The organism is Aliivibrio logei (assembly GCF_001691055.1).
GTDB lineage: Bacteria > Pseudomonadota > Gammaproteobacteria > Enterobacterales > Vibrionaceae > Aliivibrio > Aliivibrio salmonicida.
The window spans coordinates 20,861-39,378 of record NZ_MAJU01000024.1 but is presented as its reverse complement, the minus strand read 5'-3'; the positions used below and the strand labels follow the sequence as shown (position 1 = coordinate 39,378).

Here is an 18,518-nt window from a genome sequence, read left to right as displayed (position 1 = left end):
ATAACGTGAGTCGTTTGGTTTCAATCATTATGCCTGCATATAACTGTGGGCGATTTATTGAAGAAAGTATTAATTCTGTAATTTATCAGACTCATCAAAAATGGGAGTTAATTATAGTTGATGATTGCTCTTCTGATAATACTGCGAATTTAGTTGAAAGATATAAGGATGAAAGAATTAAATATTTTTGTCTTCCTGAAAATTCGGGTAGCCCTTCAGAACCAAGAAACGTAGGTTTAAAGCATGCCCATGGTGACTATATAGCATTCCTTGATTCTGATGATTTGTGGCATGAAGAGAAGTTAGAGAAGCAGTTGGATTTTATGCAAAGGAATAACTTTAAGTTTAGTTGTACTGCTTATAGTATTGTAGACTCGAAAGGAAACCTAAAATCCTCTTATACACCACCAAGTAGAGTTGATTATGCTCAGCTGTTAACTAACAATTCTATTGGTTGCTTGACGGTAATACTACATCAAGATCTAATTGATGGTATGTTTTTCCCTAATTGTGGGCATGAAGATTTTGCTTTATGGCTTAAAATTTTAAGAAAGTCAAATGTCGTTCATTCTTTAAATACAAAATTAGCGACTTATCGAAGAATGGAAAATTCAGTGTCATCTAATAAGAAGAAATTAATTTTATTTTTTTGGAATATATATCGAAATGAAGAAAAAATAGGGTTATTCAAAACGATTTATTTATGCTTTAGATATTTTGTAAATGTGATGTGGTTTAAATATAAATGAAAATACTGATAACGGGTTCAAATGGTTTTATTGGTAAATCTGTAGCTACATCCTTAAAGTACCAGCATACTATTGTTGGTCAAGGAAGAGCAAGCAATTGCCAGAAAATGGGGGTACAGGAGTATTTTGAGCTTGCGATTAACAGTAAATCAAATTGGGAAGAATGTTTACTAGGTGTAAACGTAATTATCCACCTTGCTGCTGTTGCCCACAACAATTCCAACGATCCAGATTACATCAATGAAGTTAATGTAAAAGGAACTATCAATCTTGCCCAGCAAGCTGCTGATGCAGGCGTAAAGCGCTTTATTTTTATAAGCTCTATTGGTGTGCTTGGGAACAAAACATTAAATAATGAACGTTTTAATGAGCAATCGCCTATATCGGTAAAATTTGAATATACTCAGTCAAAAGCAAAAGCAGAAGTTGAATTGATAAAAATAGCAGAAAAAACAGGCTTGGAGATTGTTATTATTCGGCCTGTTTTAGTCTATGGTGTCAATGCTCCTGGTAACTTCGGATCATTAGTTAAAATAGTTAATAAGCTGCCTATATTGCCATTTGGCCTTTGCAAAAATAAGCGTAGCTTTATTTCTATTGATAATATTGTTGATTTTATTTCAGTATGTATTGAGCACCCTAGAGCAAAGAATGAAATTTTTTGTATCTCAGATGGTCAAGATATATCCATTAAAGAGCTTACCAATGCGACAGCAAAAGGTTTAAATAAAAAATTATGGCAGTTGCCAGTGCCTGACTTTATTTTTGGAGTATTAAAAACTATCTCGGGTAAGCAAGATAAAATTGACCAGCTTGTTGGTGACCTTCAAGTTGATTCAAGTAAAGCGCGGAAATTACTAAATTGGACCCCTCCTTTTTCAATGGCTGAAACACTGCAAAAATTATCTGAAAAATGATATTTTCATAAATGTTAATCACCTCGTCGCACAGGGCTGGTGCATATATAAAATTCGTATTTCAGAAGCCTAGGTGAAAAATTCAAAAAATCTACTAATCGTTATGAATGTCTGAGCTTATACTTTTCTAAAGCAAAGGATGGAAAAGATAGAAGTCTTTGGGGGATGTAATCTAGAATGGTTACGTAACTTTAGATAGTTTGAAAACGATATACAAAGCCATGATACCATTCTCAGAACCGTGAGTATGGGTTTTGTCCTCGGATAAGTGAAAACGGAAGATAAATAGAACGAGATCACTGCGATCCCCGAGCTATTAAAATTAGTAGATATTAAAGATACAATGGGATGTCGAGTAAGGATTATACAGCAAGTAATGGATAAAAAATGAGATTATCTACTTGCAGTTAAAGGAAACAAAGGTAGATTAAACGAAGCGTTCAATCTACACTTAAATGTTTCCATTTTAAGTGAGTACGATGGTTCAAGTTATTCTACAGAAGAAAAAGCACAGGGAAGAGAAAAGAATGTACTTCGCTTGTGAGGCCTTTGATGAATTTGTTGATTTAGCACTAAATGGTCTTAGTTGAAAACACTTGGTGTTGCTGTATCTCATTCTATGAAAGGTGATGATAAAGCAGGCGAAATTAGTATTCGTTATTACATTAGTTCAGCAGAGTTAGATGCTGAAAGCTTCGTTTATTTAGCGAGAGAAGATTGGGGTGTGGAATCTATGCATTGATCTTTAAATGTCAATATGTGACGAAGATGAATGCCAAATCTTACTTGGTAATAGTGGCCGAAACTTTGCTCATTTTCGGCATGTAGCGCTTAATTTACTTAAGAAAAATTAAGAAAAATTAAGAAAAATTAAGAAAAAGACAGTGTGAATTTTGCTCAAATGAAATCATTAATTAGTGATGGGTACAGAGGAAAATTGTTATTTGGTTGAAAAGTGTTCAGGTTTTTGCTGTGGGAATATACATGACTTGAGCTTGTTAGTTGTGTTGGGTATTAAAACGATCGCGTTAAAAATAGGGCTATCTGAAGCTAACATTATGGCTTTAAAATCATAAACTAAGAGAATGAAAAGCTATGAATAATTTATTTATCCGCCCTCTCGAATTTTTAATAGCTTTGGGAGGGCTGATTGTTACCTTTCCAATTTTATTGATTGTTACTATTATTGGCTTATTTGATACGGGCTCGCCAATCTTCGTTCAAGAGCGTGTTGGACGTAATAAAAAACCATTTAAGCTTATTAAATTTCGTACTATGTCAGTTGAGACCAAATCAGTAGCTAGTCATTTAGCAAATAACGCATCAATTACTAAATTAGGTAACTTTTTACGTAAAACCAAAATAGATGAATTACCGCAATTGATTAATGTCGTAAAAGGTGAAATGAGCTTAGTAGGCCCGCGTCCAAACTTATTTAACCAAGAAGAGTTAATTAAAGAACGTGATACTCTAGGTGTATACGATGTTCTGCCTGGTGTTACTGGTTTAGCTCAAGTGAAAAATATCGATATGTCTACACCACAATTGTTAGCCAAAACTGACAAACAGATGATTGATACTTTAACGATTAAAGATTATTTCAAGTACATCATCATGACAGCAACTGGCAGTGGCTCTGGTGATGCAGTAAAATAATTTGCGTGAAACAAATTTAAAATCCCAGAACAGTGATTTATTCACTATAACTTCTGGGATTTCTTGTTTCTAATCCGTATCATTCATTTTGCTGATTTTTCTTATAAAAATATAAACGGTTTATTATGTCTAATTTAAGCGTAATTTGGTCACTCTCTCGCTATAAAAAGCGTCTTATCAGCTTAGTTATTGATTTCTTTTTTATTGCTCTTTCTTTTTTTGGAGCTTATTGGGTTCGTATTGGAAAGTTTGAGGCTTTACCTTCAATAGAAGGTCAATATGTTTTAGGTAGTACGATTATTATTACCTTGTTGATTTTTACTAAGCTAGGTCTTTATCGAGCTGTATTGCGATATCTTGGTTTACATGTCCTCGCTTTAGTTGGATTCGGAACTCTCATCTCTGCGATTGCAATGGCGAGTTTAGCCTTTTGGTTTGATGCGGCAATTCCTCGTTCTGTTCCTATTATTTATGGTGCATTTTTAGCTATTAGTGTTGGTGGAAGTCGTTTAATTGTACGCAGTCTAATCGCGCAATCATCAAATAAAGCAGGTAATCCTGTCTTAATTTATGGAGCGGGTAGTGCAGGTCGTCAGCTTGCATTAGCGCTTCGTCAATCAGACAGTCACAAAGTTGTTGGTTTTGTAGATGAAGATCCTACTTTGCAAAATACCATGATGATGGGGCTATATGTATATACCACAGCGTGTGCTGAGAAAATCATAAGTAAACATGGTGTAAAACAAATATTACTTGCGATACCAAGTGCTTCTCGTCGTCGTCGTAAAGAAGTGTTAGATACCATTTCTTTACTGCCAGTAGAGGTTTTAACGGTTCCTGAAATGTCAGACATCGTTGCAGGAAATGCAAGTATTGATGAGTTAAAAGATGTCTCTATTGATGATCTATTAGGGCGTGATCCCGTTGCTCCACAGCAATCATTAATGGAAGCAAACATTAAAGATAAAGTGGTGATGGTGACTGGGGCGGGTGGCTCTATTGGTTCTGAGTTATGTCGTCAGATCGTTCGTAATAAACCAAAAGCGTTAGTTTTGTTTGAGTTATCTGAGTTTGCTTTATATCAAATAGATCGAGAACTCACTTTATTGATTGAGGCTGAAGGATTAGATATCCAGATTATTCCATTATTGGGGTCTGTTCAGCGAATAAATCGTTTAACTAAAGTAATGGAAAGTTTTAAAGTTCAAACCATTTATCACGCCGCGGCGTATAAGCATGTGCCGTTGGTTGAATACAACGTGGTTGAAGGCGTGCGTAATAACATTTTTGGTACTAACTACACCGCACGTGCAGCCATTGAGGCAAAAGTAGAGTCGTTTGTATTAATATCTACCGACAAAGCCGTTCGTCCAACTAATGTCATGGGGACAACCAAGCGTATGGCAGAGTTAGGGCTGCAAGCATTGGCTGAACAACAAAATGCGATTAGAGAGAAAGATGCTACAGCAGGTACGCGTTTTTGTATGGTGCGTTTTGGTAATGTCTTAGGATCGTCAGGCTCTGTTGTTCCAGTATTTAAGCGTCAAATTGAAAATAGAACCCCAATAACAGTTACGCATGAAGACATAACTCGTTTCTTTATGACGATTCCAGAAGCCGCGCAACTAGTAATTCAAGCGGGGGCAATGGGTAAAGGTGGGGATGTCTTTGTACTTGATATGGGCGAATCAGTAAAAATAGTTGATTTGGCAAAAAATTTAATTCGTCTTTCTGGTTTAGAAGTGAAAGATGAAGCGAATCCATACGGTGATATTGAGATTCACTATACGGGCTTACGTCCAGGTGAGAAGCTGTATGAAGAATTATTGATTGGTGATAATGTCGGTTCTACTGCTCATGAACGGATTATGACAGCACAAGAAGATTTCTTACCCCTTGCTGAATATAATAATTTATTAGATAAATTAGATTCTGCTTGTCATGACTTTGATCATGAAATGATTCGCCAATTATTAATTGATGCACCAACTGGATTTTCTCCTGTTGATGGCATTGGTGATTTAGTTTGGAAGGCTCAAGAACAGACGCCTGCGATTTGATACTTATGTTCTATTGAATGCTTGGCTAAAGATACAATTAATTGATTAAGAAATTTCAAGACCACTGATATAGTGTTCTTAAACTTTTGAAGCGGATCCTTTAGGTCGAAATTCGTCTCAAGAGGAGCCCTTTGTTCTACCTCTCTCTTTGCATTATAATCAATTCAGTTAAATTCCCCTAAGGATAACAATAATGAAAATTGCCATTGCAGGTACAGGTTACGTTGGCCTTTCAAATGCAGTGCTATTAGCACAGCATAATGAAGTGATTGCGGTTGATATCATGGCGGAAAAGATTGAGCTAATTAACAATAAGCAGTCACCGATTTCAGATGTAGAGATTGAAGACTTTCTTGCCAATAAAGAATTAAACCTAATAGCAACGCTCGATAAAGAACTGGCATACAAAGAGGCTGAGTATGTCATTATTGCGACACCAACTGATTATGATCCCGTGACTAACTACTTTAATACAGGTTCAGTTGAAGCGGTGATTAAAGACGTAATGGCGATTAACCCAAATGCGGTGATGGTAATTAAATCGACTGTTCCTGTGGGTTATACGGAGCGTATTAAGCAAGAGCTAGCGTGTGACAACATTATATTTTCACCTGAGTTCTTACGTGAAGGTCGTGCTTTGTTTGATAATCTTCACCCTTCTCGCATTATTGTGGGTGAGCAATCTGATCGTGCGCAAGTGTTTGCTAATTTATTGGTGCAAGGGGCGATTAAAGAGAATATCGATGTTTTATTAACGCACTCAACAGAAGCGGAAGGGGTGAAGTTGTTCTCTAACACGTATCTGGCTTTACGTGTGGCTTATTTTAATGAGCTAGACTCTTACGCTGAAGCGCATGGGTTGGATGCTCGTCAGATCATTGAAGGTGTTGGTTTAGACCCTCGAATTGGCAATCACTACAATAATCCCTCGTTTGGTTATGGCGGATATTGCTTACCAAAAGACACCAAGCAGTTATTAGCAAACTACCAAGAAGTCCCAAATAACATTATTGGCGCGATTGTAGATGCAAACCGCACTCGTAAGGACTTTGTTGCTGAGTCAATCATGAAGCGCAACCCTAACGTTGTGGGTATCTATCGTTTAATTATGAAAGCGGGATCGGATAACTTTCGAGCTTCTTCAATTCAAGGCATCATGAAACGCTTGAAAGCCAAGGGGGTTGAAGTGGTTGTGTATGAACCTGTCTTGAAAGAAGCGGATTTCTTTAATTCGCGTGTTATTGAAGATTTGAATGAATTTAAACAAGTCTCTGATGTGATCGTATCAAATCGTATGATGGAAGAACTCGCAGACGTTGAAGACAAAGTGTATACCCGCGATTTGTTTGGTAGTGATTAAAAGCAGGGCACTTCGCTCCGAGAGACGAGGACGGACTTCGTCCTATAGCGGCGAGTAAGAGCTTAAAAGAGTGCGGATATGACTGATTTGGTTGTATCCGCTTTTTTTTGCTCTTATTAGAAGCGGTCTAGTAGTACAACGTATCGTTTCTAGTTATGCATAATCAACCCCTCCCAACTTCCCCTTATATTTAAATGATGCTGCCGAGTGATAATGTTGATAAAGGGGATGAGTAAAAGCGTTTCCCTGAGTCTTGTAACTGCAGCGGCCTGAATGCGGTTTCTAGTCATGCTATATTATCCAAAGAAAATAAATAACAATGGATTGGTATATGAACTACGATATTTTCAATGGTGATGCTGATGGCATTATTGCACTTCTTCAACTTCGTTTTGCTTATCCACAAGAATCTATCTTAGTGACGGGTATTAAACGTGATATCCAATTGGTTCAAAATATTACGCCTCAAGCAGGGGATAATGTCACTATTTTAGATCTCTCGATGGAAAAGAACATCGTAGCCCTAAAGCTCATTTTAGAATCTGGCGCGACGGTGTTTTATGTCGATCACCACCGCTCTGGTGATATTCCTGAGCATAATAATTTATCGGCTTATATCGATTTAGATGCGAATGCGTGCACTGCCTTGATTATTGATAATCTGCTCGGCGGTCAATTCCATGATTGGGCAATTACCGCAGCCTATGGTGATAACTTAATAGCAAAAGCCGACGAGCTTGCAGAAGCTGCTGGATTTTCTTTAAAGCAAAAGTTAGAGCTTAAAGAATTGGGGACATTAATTAACTATAATGGTTATGGGGCGAGGGTTGAGGATTTGCATTTTGAACCGGCCGAGTTGTATCAAGCGTTGTTAAAGTATCCATCCCCTTTTGATTTGATCGCTGATACAGAGTCTCCGTTTTATACGCTTAAAAAGGCGTACTTATCCGATATGGATAATGCATTATCGATTGAAGCTCAGTACAAAAGTGAGAAATTGAGCGTATTTGAACTGCCAAATGAAGCATGGGCTCGTCGTATTAGTGGGGTATATGGTAATCTTCTCGCAAATAAATACCCGAACTCGGCACATGCGGTATTAACGCAAAATGCCGATGGCACGTATATGGTGTCACTGCGAGCGCCGCTGAATAATAAACAAGATGCAGGAGAGATCTGTAGCTCGTTTGCAACCGGTGGTGGACGTGAAGCCGCGGCAGGAATTAATGCGTTGCCGAAAGAGTCAATTGCAGAGTTCGTTACTGTGGTTGAGAGTAAATATTAGAGCGTAAAGCAAAAGCGTAGGATTCAGGTTTCAGGAAGATCAAAAGCGAGATTAGAACTCGGATTGGTCGTGGTTGTTGCAACGATTACAATACTGTTCCTCCCCTTTATAAGGGGAGGGTTAGGGAGGGGTTGTTTCGATGAAGGTGAAATCGAGTGCATAATTCACTTGATTTATACGCTGTTCATTCTTGACCTCCTCCCAGCCTCCCCCTTAGTAAGGGGGAGGAGCTAAAAGCCAAAAGCGACCTCCTCTGAATTCCGCGAGCGTAGCAATCTGAATTTTATTTAACAAATTTATAATATTTTGAATATTGAAGCGGATACTACTCGCTTTTAAAAAATAATAATTAGGACACAAAATGAATATTTTAGTCACTGGCGGCATGGGCTACATCGGTAGCCACACATGTGTACAAATGATTGAAGCGGGCTTAACGCCAATCATTCTAGATAACTTATACAACAGTAAAGAAGTGGTGCTTGATCGCATTGAAGCTTTGGTTGGTGTAAAGCCTAAATTTTATGAGGGTGATATTCGTGATCCTCAAATCTTAGCAACCATCTTTGCTGAAAATGAAATTGATAGTGTTATTCACTTTGCTGGTTTAAAAGCGGTGGGCGAATCGGTTGAAAAACCAATCATGTATTACGATAACAATGTTTCAGGTACGTTGGTATTAGTTGAAGCGATGCGTCAAGCGGGGGTTAACAGCCTTGTATTTAGCTCATCAGCAACCGTTTATGGTGACCCTGCATCTGTACCAATTAATGAAAACTTCCCAACATCAGCAACTAATCCGTATGGACGTAGTAAGTTGATTGTTGAAGAGTGCTTAACTGATATTCAAAAAGCGCACCCTGAAATGAGCGTGACATTATTGCGTTACTTTAATCCTGTTGGCTCTCATAAATCAGGCACCATGGGTGAAGATCCACAAGGCATTCCAAATAACCTAATGCCTTTCATCTCACAAGTAGCTGTTGGTCGTCGTGAGTTTTTATCTGTATTTGGTGATGATTACCCAACCGTTGATGGAACCGGGGTTCGTGATTACATTCATGTTGTTGATTTGGCTGATGGTCACTTAGCGGCTCTGAAATACAAAGGTAAAGAAGCGGGTCTTCATATCTATAACTTAGGCACAGGTAAAGGCTACAGTGTTTTACAGATGGCAGAAGCTTTCTCTAAAACGGCTGGCGTTCCTGTTCCTCATAAAATAGCACCACGTCGTCCGGGTGACATTGCAGAGTGCTGGGCTGATCCTGCTAAAGCGCGTGAAGAGCTGAAGTGGGAAGCGAAGTTGTCTCTTGATGATATGACAGAAGATACGTGGCGCTGGCAGTCAAATAATCCAAAAGGGTATTAAGAGCGAAAGAGTGCTAGTGGGGTAAGAGTGGTCCAGTCGTTCTATGGTTAAAGGTTAAAAGAAAGATCAGGGTTTAGATCAGTCGCAGGCTCCCTTGCTGAGTTAAGGGGGATCGTTGTGGTTTCAGCGAGTGCAATACGTTCCCTCCCCTTAATAAGGGGAGGCTTAGGGAGGGGTTGTTACGATGAAGGTGAAATCGAGTGCATAGTTAACTTGATTTATATGCTGTTAGTTCTTGACCCCCTCCCAGCCTCCCCCTTATTAAGGGGGAGGAGCAAAGAGTCAAAGCACCTCCCTCTGAACTCTTGCACTTGTTCTACGCTTTTCCTGAAACCTAAAACAAAAAATGCCCACAGGCCATAAAACCTGTGGGCATTTTAATTTATCGCCTATCTAAAACTCTTATTTAAAAAGAATCTCACCTGACATTTCAGCAGGAATTGCTGTATCAGTTAGCGCTAGCATAGTTGGAGCTAGGTCAGACAGTTTACCGCCTTCTTTAAATTCAATCTCTTTGCTACCTACGTAGATAAGAGGAACTGGAAGGTTAGTATGAGCGGTGTGAACGCCACCTGTTTCAGGGTTGATCATCATTTCAGCGTTACCGTGATCGGCAGTGATAAGCATTTGACCATCAACTTCTTTGATAGCTTCAACCACTTTACCGATACACTCATCTAGAGCTTCCATTGCTTTAACAGCAGCTTCGTATACGCCAGTGTGGCCAACCATGTCACAGTTAGGGAAGTTACAAATGATAGCGTCATATTTACCAGATTTGATTGCTGCAACTAATTTTTCTGTTAGCTCAGGTGCGCTCATTTCAGGTTGTAGATCGTAAGTTGCTACTTTTGGAGAAGCAACAAGTTGACGTTCTTCGCCTTCAAACTCGTCTTCTTTACCGCCGTTGAAGAAGAAAGTAACGTGTGCGTATTTTTCAGTTTCAGAAATACGTAGCTGTGTTTTACCTTCTTTAGATAACCACTCGCCGTACGTGTTTTCTAGAGACGCAGGAGAGAACGCACAAAGAAGAGGGATGTTTGCTGCGTATTGAGTCAGCATAACAAAATCGATTGCTGGGAATACGTTACGAGCAAAACCATCGAAATCAGGAACGAATGCACGTGTAATTTCACGAGCACGGTCAGCACGGTAGTTCATGAAGATAACGGCATCGCCATCAACGATTGCTGCTGATTCTTCGCCTTCTGCTTTGATTTCAGTTGCTTGTACAAACTCATCGTTTTCTTCACGAGCGTAAGCCGCTTCAAGACCTTCAACAGCCGAATCAAAAGTAAATACTGCTTTTGCTTCTGTCATTAGGTCGTAAGATTTTTGTACGCGATCCCAGTTGTTGTCACGGTCCATTGCGTAGTAACGACCAATTAGAGAAGCAACACGGCCTTTACCTAATTTAGCGAATAGTTCTTGGAAGTTTTTCAGTGAATTTTCAGCTGAACGTGGTGGTGTATCACGACCATCTAGGAAGCAGTGTAGGTAGATTTTTTCTGCGCCACGTGCAGCGGCCATTTCTACTGCTGCGTAGATGTGGTCTTCATGAGAGTGAACGCCACCTGGAGACATAAGGCCCATGATGTGAACGGCTTTATCTGCTTTAACCGCTTTGTCGATAGCGTTAACCAGTGTTTCGTTTTCTTGGAACTCACGATCAGAAATAGCTTTAGTGATACGAGTGAGATCTTGATACACAACACGGCCTGCACCAATGTTGGTATGACCAACTTCAGAGTTACCCATTTGACCATCAGGTAGACCAACGTCCATACCAGATGCAGAAATCAGTGTATTTGGTCGAGTAGCCATTAGGCCATCAAGAATTGGAGTGTTTGCGTTTGTAATTGCGTTATCTGCTTGAGCTTCACGGTGACCGTAACCATCAAGAATAACTAGAGCCATAGGCTTTTTAGCTGACATAAGGTGTTCCTCGTCAATAACTTAATAAATTCGAATAAATAACTTTGTGTAATTTTACTACAAAGTGAGTAAAGGGGCCAGAAACTATACGCTGCGCTAGCTAGAGACTAGAACGCTTCGCTTGCAGAATTTAGAGGTGAATGTAGTGGTTACAGCAATCGCGATACAGTTCCTCCCCTTGACAGATGTATTGTTGAGATTAGCTATGTTGATATAAGGGGAGGTTAGGAGGGGTTGTAAGTAATGAAGTTTGATTTATTGGCACAACGTAAATATTGCATAACCAACCCCCTCTAACTCCCCCTTGTATTGACTATGTCGATCTCATAAATAAAGCGATTAAGGGGGAGAACCATTCTTTGTCGCTATAATTCCAACGATCACCTCTGAACCCTAAGAGCTTATCGTCTCTAGTAACTTACTGCGCTTTATGTAAATCCAAGCCGTGGTACCACCAAGTACATTCCCTATAGCAATGCCTATAAATAAGCCTTCCATACCATAATAATGACTACCAACCCATGCGGTTGGAAGCGTAAATATAAATAATCGCATGAAGCTCCAACTGAAAGAATGTAACGGTTTTTGCATCGCATTTAAGCTACTGACTAGCACCATGATGATGCCTTGAAATCCATAACTGAACGGAACACAAATTAGATACATCCATAATCCATGTTGGACTAAACCATCCTGACTAAATAAGTGGGACAGCGGAATACTTAATGGAACAATTAAAATATAAAGAAATAATTGGAATAATACGGAAAATTTTACGGCCAGAAAGATGGCTTCTTTGACTCTTTCTGGCTGTTTTGCTCCTAGGTTCTGAGCCACAAAAGGACTTAATGCTGAGGTGAGAGAGATCATAACAAGCAGCATTAATGATTCGACTCGTTGCGCTGCACCATAAGATGCGACGGCAACGGTTCCTTGGCTGGCAAGCATCATCATTAAGATGGCCCCTGAAATAGGGTTTAACGCGGTCGATAAACCGGCAGGAGTTCCTATCGAAAGTATTTGCTTCCAATCACTAAATAGTGATGACATCTTCGGCAGAGCAAGTAGTTTTACTTTGTGGGTTAGTACATAAAAAGAGGCACATAAAGCCCCAAACCAACTGATGCCACTGGCGATAGCCGCGCCTTTTATCCCCAACTCAGGAAAAGGGCCATAACCAAAGATAAGTAATGGGTCGAGTATGCCGTTGATCAATCCTGCCAGCATCATAATTTTGGCGGGTGTGGTGGTATCGCCGGTTGCTCGAATAGCGCTGTTGCTCGACATTGGAATAACAAGCAGCGGAATGGTGAGATACCAAATCGACATATATTGGTGGATCAATGGAATGAGTTTGTCTTCAGCGCCAAGTAAACGAAAAAGTGGATCAATGGTAAAGAAACCAATGACGCAAGCGATGATGATTAACCCAATGGCGAGTATTAAGGCATGAGTCGTGAGTTGTGCGGCATGACGACTGTTGCCTTGACCTAATAAGCGGCCAATAGAGGCTGATAGCCCAACCCCAATACCCATCGTGATACAGTTAACAGCAAACGTCACTGGAAAGGTAAAGCTGACCGCTGCAAGCGCATCTGTGCCTAAAAGAGAAATGAAAAAAGTATCAACAAGGTTGAAAAGTAATATCGCCACCATGCCAAACACCATTGGTGTTGTCAGTTTTAATAAGATGTCTGCGATGGGTTGAGTGAGTAAACCGTGTTTATCTTGCATGACATTCTCGCATTGTGGTGGGATGAGTAGTGTATAGGAAATAGGGATGAGATTCGAGGACGCTGCGCTCGAGGGGCGAGGAAAAGCGAAGGGCTAAGAAGGGCAGATTCCAGAGGTGATCGTTGTTGTGACAACACGTACAATACAGTTCCTCCCCTTGATAGATGCACTGTTGAGATTGGAAATGTTGATATAAGGGGAGGCTAGGAGGGGTTGTTAGTGATGAGTTTGAATTTACCTTTATAATTAAGAAAATATTATCAACCCCCTCTAGCTCCCCCTTGTATTGACTATGTAGGTCTCATCAAAATAGTACTTAAGGGGGAGAACCTTCTTTGTCGTTGTGATTACAGTATTCGCAATACAGTTCCTCCCCTTGATAGATGCACTGTTGAGATTGGAAATGTTGATATAAGGGGAGGCTAGGAGGGGTTGTTAGTGATGAGTTTGAATGTACCTTCATAATTAAGAAAATATGGTCAACCGCCTCTAGCTCCCCCTTGTATTGACTATGTAGGTCTCATCAAAATAGTACTTAAGGGGGGAACCTTCTTTGTCGTTGTGATTACAGTATTCGCAATACAGTTCCTCCCCTTGATAGAGGCACTGTTGATATTGGAAATATTGATATAAGGGGGAGGTTAGGAGGGGTTGGTAAGTATAGCCTCTAGTTCTTTAAATATTTGCACCATAAGCCCTTGCAATCCCCCCCAAAAAACCCCATTAATAAACCAAAGCCAAATCATGGCACTTTATTCTTAAATGGAACATTATCAGGAGATACGAGCAATGAATATCCGTCCTTTACATGACCGAGTGATCGTTGAACGCCAAGAAGCTGAATCAAAATCTGCGGGCGGCATTGTATTAACAGGTTCAGCGGCTGAGAAATCAACTCGCGGTATTATTCTAGCTGTTGGCAATGGCCGCATCTTAGAAAATGGTTCTGTACAGCCATTAGACGTAAAAGTAGGCGATTCAGTGATCTTCGCAGAAGGTAACATCAAGGCAGAAAAGATCGACGGTAAAGAAGTGTTGATCATGTCTGAATACAACATTCTGGCTATTGTTGAATAATAAGCACTCGTTGAGTAATTCGATTTTCGAACTCTGCTATTTTCGATACTAAAAGCGATATTAAGAAAAGAATTTAAAAAGGAAAGTAAAGATGGCTGCTAAAGACGTTAAATTTGGTAATGACGCACGAATCAAAATGCTAGAAGGTGTAAACGTTCTGGCTGATGCGGTAAAAGTAACATTAGGTCCTAAGGGTCGTAACGTTGTTTTAGATAAATCATTTGGCGCACCAACGATCACTAAAGATGGTGTTTCTGTTGCACGTGAAATCGAGCTTGAAGACAAGTTCCAAAACATGGGCGCACAAATGGTTAAAGAAGTGGCTTCGCAAGCGAATGACGCGGCGGGCGACGGAACAACAACGGCGACAGTTCTTGCTCAAGCAATCATTGCTGAAGGCCTAAAAGCCGTTGCTGCTGGCATGAACCCAATGGATCTTAAACGTGGTATCGACAAAGCAGTCATTGCTGCCGTTGAAGCACTTAAAGAGCTGTCTGTACCATGTGCTGATACAAAAGCTATCGCGCAAGTAGGTACTATCTCTGCAAACTCTGATTCGACTGTTGGTAACCTTATTGCTGAAGCAATGGAAAAAGTAGGTCGTGATGGCGTTATCACTGTTGAAGAAGGTCAAGCTCTTCAAGACGAATTAGACGTTGTTGAAGGCATGCAGTTCGACCGCGGTTACCTATCTCCATATTTCATAAACAACCAAGAAGCGGGTTCTGTTGATCTAGAGAGCCCATTCATCTTGCTTGTTGACAAAAAAGTATCAAACATCCGTGAATTGCTTCCAACTCTTGAAGCCGTAGCGAAAGCATCTCGTCCTCTTCTAATCATCGCTGAAGATGTTGAAGGCGAAGCGCTTGCTACTCTAGTTGTGAACAACATGCGCGGTATCGTTAAAGTTGCAGCGGTTAAAGCCCCTGGTTTTGGTGACCGTCGTAAAGCAATGTTACAAGATATCGCAGCATTAACTGCGGGCTCTGTAATTTCAGAAGAGATCGGTCTAGACCTTGAAAAAGTAGTTCTTGAAGATCTTGGTCAAGCGAAGCGTGTAACTATCACGAAAGAAACAACAACTATCATCGATGGTGCGGGTGATGAGACTATTATCTCTGGCCGTGTTTCTCAAATTCGTCAACAAATCGAAGATGCGACATCTGACTACGATAAAGAAAAACTTCAAGAGCGTGTAGCTAAACTGGCTGGCGGTGTTGCAGTAATCAAAGTCGGTGCTGCTACTGAAGTTGAGATGAAAGAGAAGAAAGACCGTGTTGAAGATGCACTTCACGCAACTCGCGCTGCCGTTGAAGAAGGTGTTGTTGCTGGTGGTGGTGTTGCACTTATCCGCGCTGCATCTAAGGTTGTTAACCTTGAAGGTGACAATGAAGAGCAAACTGTGGGTATCCGTTTAGCACTTCGCGCAATGGAAGCACCACTTCGTCAAATCGTTAAAAACGCAGGTGAAGAAGATTCAGTTGTTGCTAACAACGTTCGCGCTGGTGAAGATAACTACGGTTATAACGCAGCAACAGGCGTTTACGGCGACATGATCGAGATGGGTATTCTTGACCCAACTAAAGTAACGCGTTCTGCACTTCAGTTCGCTGCATCAGTTGCGGGTCTTATGATCACAACAGAAGCAATGATCACTGATAAGCCACAAGATTCAGGTTCTTCTATGCCAGATATGGGCGGCATGGGTGGAATGGGCGGTATGATGTAATCATCCCCACAAACTGATTCGCTTTATAGTGTAATTTGTTTGAAAAGCCGAGGCAGAGATGTCTCGGCTTTTTTGTGCGTGTAGAAAGATCACCCCCTCCCAGCCTCCCCCTTACTAAGGGGGAGGGGCCGATTGTAGTTGTTGGTAATTTCAGCGAATACAATACAGTTCCCTCCCTTTGATTGATGATTTATTGAGATTGAGGATGTTGATATAAGGGGAGGTTAGGAGGGTTGTTAGTGATGGGTTTGAATTTATCTTCATAATTAAGGAAACATGAGCAACCCCCTCTAACTCCCCCTTATATTGATTATACCGACCTCATAACCCTAGCAATTAAGGGGGAGAACCGTTCTTTGTCGCTGTAATTTTAGCGGTCACAATACAGTTCCTCCCCTTGAGTGATTATTTATTGAGATTGATGATGTTGATATAAGGGGAGGTTAGGAGGGGTTGTGAGTAAATAATGTTGAATGTGATCGCAATTACTCTGATTTTTTCACCATATCCACCCCTTGTTCCCTATTGTTTATTGAGATTAATTTTTCGATAAGTAATCAATATGCCAAATATTTTTAATCAGAATAAACAAAGAACATTAAGACAAAAGTTACGAAATGATATGCCAAATTCAGAAAAAAAGTTGTGGTATCACTTAAGAAAAAAACAATTAGGAGTTAAGTTTAGAAGACAGCATGGGATTGAAAGTTATGTTGTTGATTTCTTTTGCAGTGAAAGAAAGTTAGTTATTGAAATTGATGGAGATAGCCATTTTTCTATTAGAAGCTCAACAGCATGATGAAATTAGAAATTTGTTTATGGAAAGTTTAGGAATAAGAGTCGTTAGATTTACGAATCAAGATGTTTTAGATAACTGTGATAATGTGCTTCTTTGTATAAAAAAGTATATTTAGTTACAACCCCCTCTAACTCCCCCTTGTATTGATTATGTCGATCTCATAACCCTAGAAATTAAGGGGGAGAACCGTTCTTTGTCGCTGTAATTTTTGCGATTATAATTCTGCCTGAAACCTCGCTTTTTGTTCTTACAGTGTCTAGAGCGAAGCGTTCTAGTCAGCGCAGCGTATAGTTTCCAGCAATCACCCTCAACCCTGCTATTAAAAACAAAAAAAACCGCAGATGCTTTCACATCTACGGTTTCAAATTGTTCACAGAGCCAAGTTCTTCCTCGCCCCTAGAGCGAAGCGTCCTCGGTTCTCGAATCTTAATTAAGCTTTTGCTTTAGCTGCTGCTTTAGCGATAGCTGCAAAGCTTTTCGCGTCAAGTGCTGCGCCGCCAACTAGAGCACCATCGATGTCTGGTTGTGCGAAGTAAGCTTCAGCGTTTTCAGGCTTAACAGAACCGCCGTATTGGATAACAACGTTCTTAGCAACTTCTTCTGATTTCTCAGCAATGTGAGCACGGATTTGGGCGTGAATGCGTTGTGCATCTTCAGCTGTAGCCGCTTTACCAGTACCGATAGCCCAGATTGGTTCATAAGCGATGATAGCGCCTTCAAGAGCTTCAACGCCTTGAGTGTTGATAACAGCGTCAAGTTGACGTGCACAAACAGCCATTGTTTCGCCAGCTTCGTTTTGTGCATCAGATTCACCGATACAAAGAACAGGCGTTAGGCCGTTTTCTTTTAGGAAAGCGAATTTCTTAGCAACAAACTCGTCTGATTCGTTGTGGTATTCACGACGCTCAGAGTGACCGATGATGATGTGAGTAGCACCAAATTCTTTCAGCATAGCTGGAGACATGTCGCCAGTGAATGCACCGCTGTTGTTTAGGTCAGAGTTTTGAGCACCTAAGATGATCGCGCTGCCCGCTTCAGTAAGCGTACGCTCAGCAAGGTCAATAAATAGTGCTGGTGGAGCAACTGCAACGTCTACGCCTGTAACGCCTTCAAGTTCAGCGTTAAGACCGTTTAGTAGATCAACAACCATTTCTTTGCTGCCGTTTAATTTCCAGTTACCCATAACTACAGGATGACGCATAGGATTCTCTCCAATTCAAATTAATGTAAAAAACTTGCGTAAAAATATAACAGATTTTACGACAGATTTAGTGTCTAAAATCATTTTTATGCATAATTTTAATGCTTTTATTTCGAAGTGCGAAAGATTATGAACTGAAAAGCGAAATATGTTGAGATTAATTTACGTGGAATGAAGTGTGATAACTTAGGCACTTTTTTATTGAGGGGATTGTAACTTAATCTCTTTCACTGAATGATGGAAAAGTAATCACTTTTATTCTGCTACACAAACAAGGAAGTAATGATGCCGCACTTAGTTATGGAATATTCAAATTCAGCAGACGAGCGATTAAATATGCAGGGCTTGTTAGAAGACTTACATCAAGTGGCGATAGATTCGGAACTGTTTTCTGTTGATGATGTTAAATCAAGGGCGATTCGAGTGCATTCATGGTTAGTTGGCGATAAAGGAAACAGTGTGGACTTTATTCACATTACCATCGAGTTACTGTCAGGCAGAACCACTGAGCAAAAAAGAGAACTCAGTCGAGCATTAATGGATGTACTAGCAGAACAGGCGAGCCATATTGATAGCCTCACGATTAATGTGCGTGATATGGAAAAAGAAAGCTTTCAAAAAGTGGGTCAATAAGTACGGCTGCGAGA

At 40.2% G+C, this 18,518-nt stretch carries 14 protein-coding genes and 1 pseudogene; 12 read left to right on the top strand and 3 right to left on the bottom strand.

Annotated elements, in window-relative coordinates; translation table 11 throughout:
- The first annotated feature begins 5 nt into the window (after positions 1 to 5).
- The 8 genes from A6E04_RS15830 to galE all read left to right on the top strand — a co-directional run bounded on the left by A6E04_RS15830 (position 6) and on the right by galE (position 9,396).
- Positions 6 to 749 carry a glycosyltransferase family 2 protein gene (locus tag A6E04_RS15830; RefSeq protein WP_217491215.1) on the top strand — a complete coding sequence of 248 codons (744 nt, stop codon included), beginning with the start codon at positions 6 to 8 and terminating at the stop codon, positions 747 to 749.
- Positions 746 to 1,666 carry an NAD-dependent epimerase/dehydratase family protein gene (locus A6E04_RS15825; protein WP_065611834.1) on the top strand — a complete coding sequence of 307 codons (921 nt, stop codon included), beginning with the start codon at positions 746 to 748 and terminating at the stop codon, positions 1,664 to 1,666. Before A6E04_RS15830 ends, A6E04_RS15825 begins: the two co-directional genes overlap by 4 nt.
- 586 nt (positions 1,667 to 2,252) lie before the next feature.
- Positions 2,253 to 2,408 carry a hypothetical protein gene (locus A6E04_RS21350; RefSeq protein WP_175365439.1) on the top strand — a complete coding sequence of 52 codons (156 nt, stop codon included), beginning with the start codon at positions 2,253 to 2,255 and terminating at the stop codon, positions 2,406 to 2,408.
- Positions 2,409 to 2,761: 353 nt separating this feature from the next.
- Positions 2,762 to 3,322 carry a sugar transferase gene (locus tag A6E04_RS15820; protein ID WP_065611833.1) on the top strand — a complete coding sequence of 187 codons (561 nt, stop codon included), beginning with the start codon at positions 2,762 to 2,764 and terminating at the stop codon, positions 3,320 to 3,322.
- Positions 3,323 to 3,447: 125 nt separating this feature from the next.
- Positions 3,448 to 5,382, top strand: coding sequence for a polysaccharide biosynthesis protein (locus tag A6E04_RS15815; protein WP_065611832.1), 1,935 nt, complete (start codon positions 3,448 to 3,450; stop codon positions 5,380 to 5,382).
- A 193-nt stretch (positions 5,383 to 5,575) separates the two neighbouring features.
- A complete protein-coding gene (locus A6E04_RS15810) occupies positions 5,576 to 6,742 on the top strand; it encodes a nucleotide sugar dehydrogenase (RefSeq protein ID WP_065611831.1) in 1,167 nt (388 codons plus the stop codon).
- Between the two features lie 331 nt (positions 6,743 to 7,073).
- Complete coding sequence (locus A6E04_RS15805; protein WP_065611830.1) at positions 7,074 to 8,027, top strand: DHH family phosphoesterase; 954 nt, start codon at positions 7,074 to 7,076, stop codon at positions 8,025 to 8,027.
- 361 nt (positions 8,028 to 8,388) lie between these two features.
- Positions 8,389 to 9,396 carry a UDP-glucose 4-epimerase GalE gene (gene galE / locus A6E04_RS15800; RefSeq protein ID WP_065611829.1) on the top strand — a complete coding sequence of 336 codons (1,008 nt, stop codon included), beginning with the start codon at positions 8,389 to 8,391 and terminating at the stop codon, positions 9,394 to 9,396.
- 402 nt (positions 9,397 to 9,798) lie between these two features.
- On the opposite strand, the gene gpmM is transcribed toward galE, so the two are convergent.
- A complete protein-coding gene (gene gpmM / locus A6E04_RS15795; protein ID WP_065611828.1) occupies positions 9,799 to 11,331 on the bottom strand; it encodes a 2,3-bisphosphoglycerate-independent phosphoglycerate mutase in 1,533 nt (510 codons plus the stop codon).
- Positions 11,332 to 11,724: 393 nt separating this feature from the next.
- On the bottom strand, positions 11,725 to 13,065 hold the full coding sequence (locus tag A6E04_RS15790) for an MATE family efflux transporter (RefSeq protein WP_065611827.1): 1,341 nt from the start codon (positions 13,063 to 13,065) through the stop codon (positions 11,725 to 11,727).
- 789 nt (positions 13,066 to 13,854) lie between these two features.
- Here A6E04_RS15790 and A6E04_RS15785 point away from each other — a divergent pair.
- The 3 genes and pseudogenes from A6E04_RS15785 to A6E04_RS21580 all read left to right on the top strand — a co-directional run bounded on the left by A6E04_RS15785 (position 13,855) and on the right by A6E04_RS21580 (position 16,785).
- Complete coding sequence (locus A6E04_RS15785) at positions 13,855 to 14,142, top strand: co-chaperone GroES (RefSeq protein WP_017022481.1); 288 nt, start codon at positions 13,855 to 13,857, stop codon at positions 14,140 to 14,142.
- A gap of 91 nt (positions 14,143 to 14,233) precedes the next feature.
- Positions 14,234 to 15,871 carry a chaperonin GroEL gene (gene groL / locus A6E04_RS15780; protein WP_065611826.1) on the top strand — a complete coding sequence of 546 codons (1,638 nt, stop codon included), beginning with the start codon at positions 14,234 to 14,236 and terminating at the stop codon, positions 15,869 to 15,871.
- A gap of 562 nt (positions 15,872 to 16,433) precedes the next feature.
- Positions 16,434 to 16,785: pseudogene (locus A6E04_RS21580) on the top strand (endonuclease domain-containing protein).
- Between the two features lie 315 nt (positions 16,786 to 17,100).
- Here A6E04_RS21580 and tpiA read toward each other — a convergent pair.
- A complete protein-coding gene (gene tpiA, locus A6E04_RS15770; RefSeq protein WP_012549122.1) occupies positions 17,101 to 17,871 on the bottom strand; it encodes a triose-phosphate isomerase in 771 nt (256 codons plus the stop codon).
- A gap of 285 nt (positions 17,872 to 18,156) precedes the next feature.
- On the opposite strand from tpiA, the gene A6E04_RS15765 reads away from it, so the two are divergent.
- Positions 18,157 to 18,504 carry a 5-carboxymethyl-2-hydroxymuconate Delta-isomerase gene (locus A6E04_RS15765; protein ID WP_026025268.1) on the top strand — a complete coding sequence of 116 codons (348 nt, stop codon included), beginning with the start codon at positions 18,157 to 18,159 and terminating at the stop codon, positions 18,502 to 18,504.
- Positions 18,505 to 18,518: the final 14 nt, after the last annotated feature.

Bases quoted from the DNA above. Each gene is read 5' to 3' on its own strand.
- A6E04_RS15825 (WP_065611834.1), top strand. From the start codon at position 746: ATGAAAATACTGATAACGGGTTCAAATGGTTTTATTGGTAAATCTGTA.
- A6E04_RS15820 (WP_065611833.1), top strand. From the start codon at position 2,762: ATGAATAATTTATTTATCCGCCCTCTCGAATTTTTAATAGCTTTGGGA.
- A6E04_RS15815 (WP_065611832.1), top strand. From the start codon at position 3,448: ATGTCTAATTTAAGCGTAATTTGGTCACTCTCTCGCTATAAAAAGCGT.
- A6E04_RS15810 (WP_065611831.1), top strand. From the start codon at position 5,576: ATGAAAATTGCCATTGCAGGTACAGGTTACGTTGGCCTTTCAAATGCA.
- A6E04_RS15805 (WP_065611830.1), top strand. From the start codon at position 7,074: ATGAACTACGATATTTTCAATGGTGATGCTGATGGCATTATTGCACTT.
- galE (WP_065611829.1), top strand. From the start codon at position 8,389: ATGAATATTTTAGTCACTGGCGGCATGGGCTACATCGGTAGCCACACA.
- gpmM (WP_065611828.1), bottom strand. From the start codon at position 11,331: ATGTCAGCTAAAAAGCCTATGGCTCTAGTTATTCTTGATGGTTACGGT.
- A6E04_RS15790 (WP_065611827.1), bottom strand. From the start codon at position 13,065: ATGCAAGATAAACACGGTTTACTCACTCAACCCATCGCAGACATCTTA.
- A6E04_RS15785 (WP_017022481.1), top strand. From the start codon at position 13,855: ATGAATATCCGTCCTTTACATGACCGAGTGATCGTTGAACGCCAAGAA.
- groL (WP_065611826.1), top strand. From the start codon at position 14,234: ATGGCTGCTAAAGACGTTAAATTTGGTAATGACGCACGAATCAAAATG.
- tpiA (WP_012549122.1), bottom strand. From the start codon at position 17,871: ATGCGTCATCCTGTAGTTATGGGTAACTGGAAATTAAACGGCAGCAAA.
- A6E04_RS15765 (WP_026025268.1), top strand. From the start codon at position 18,157: ATGCCGCACTTAGTTATGGAATATTCAAATTCAGCAGACGAGCGATTA.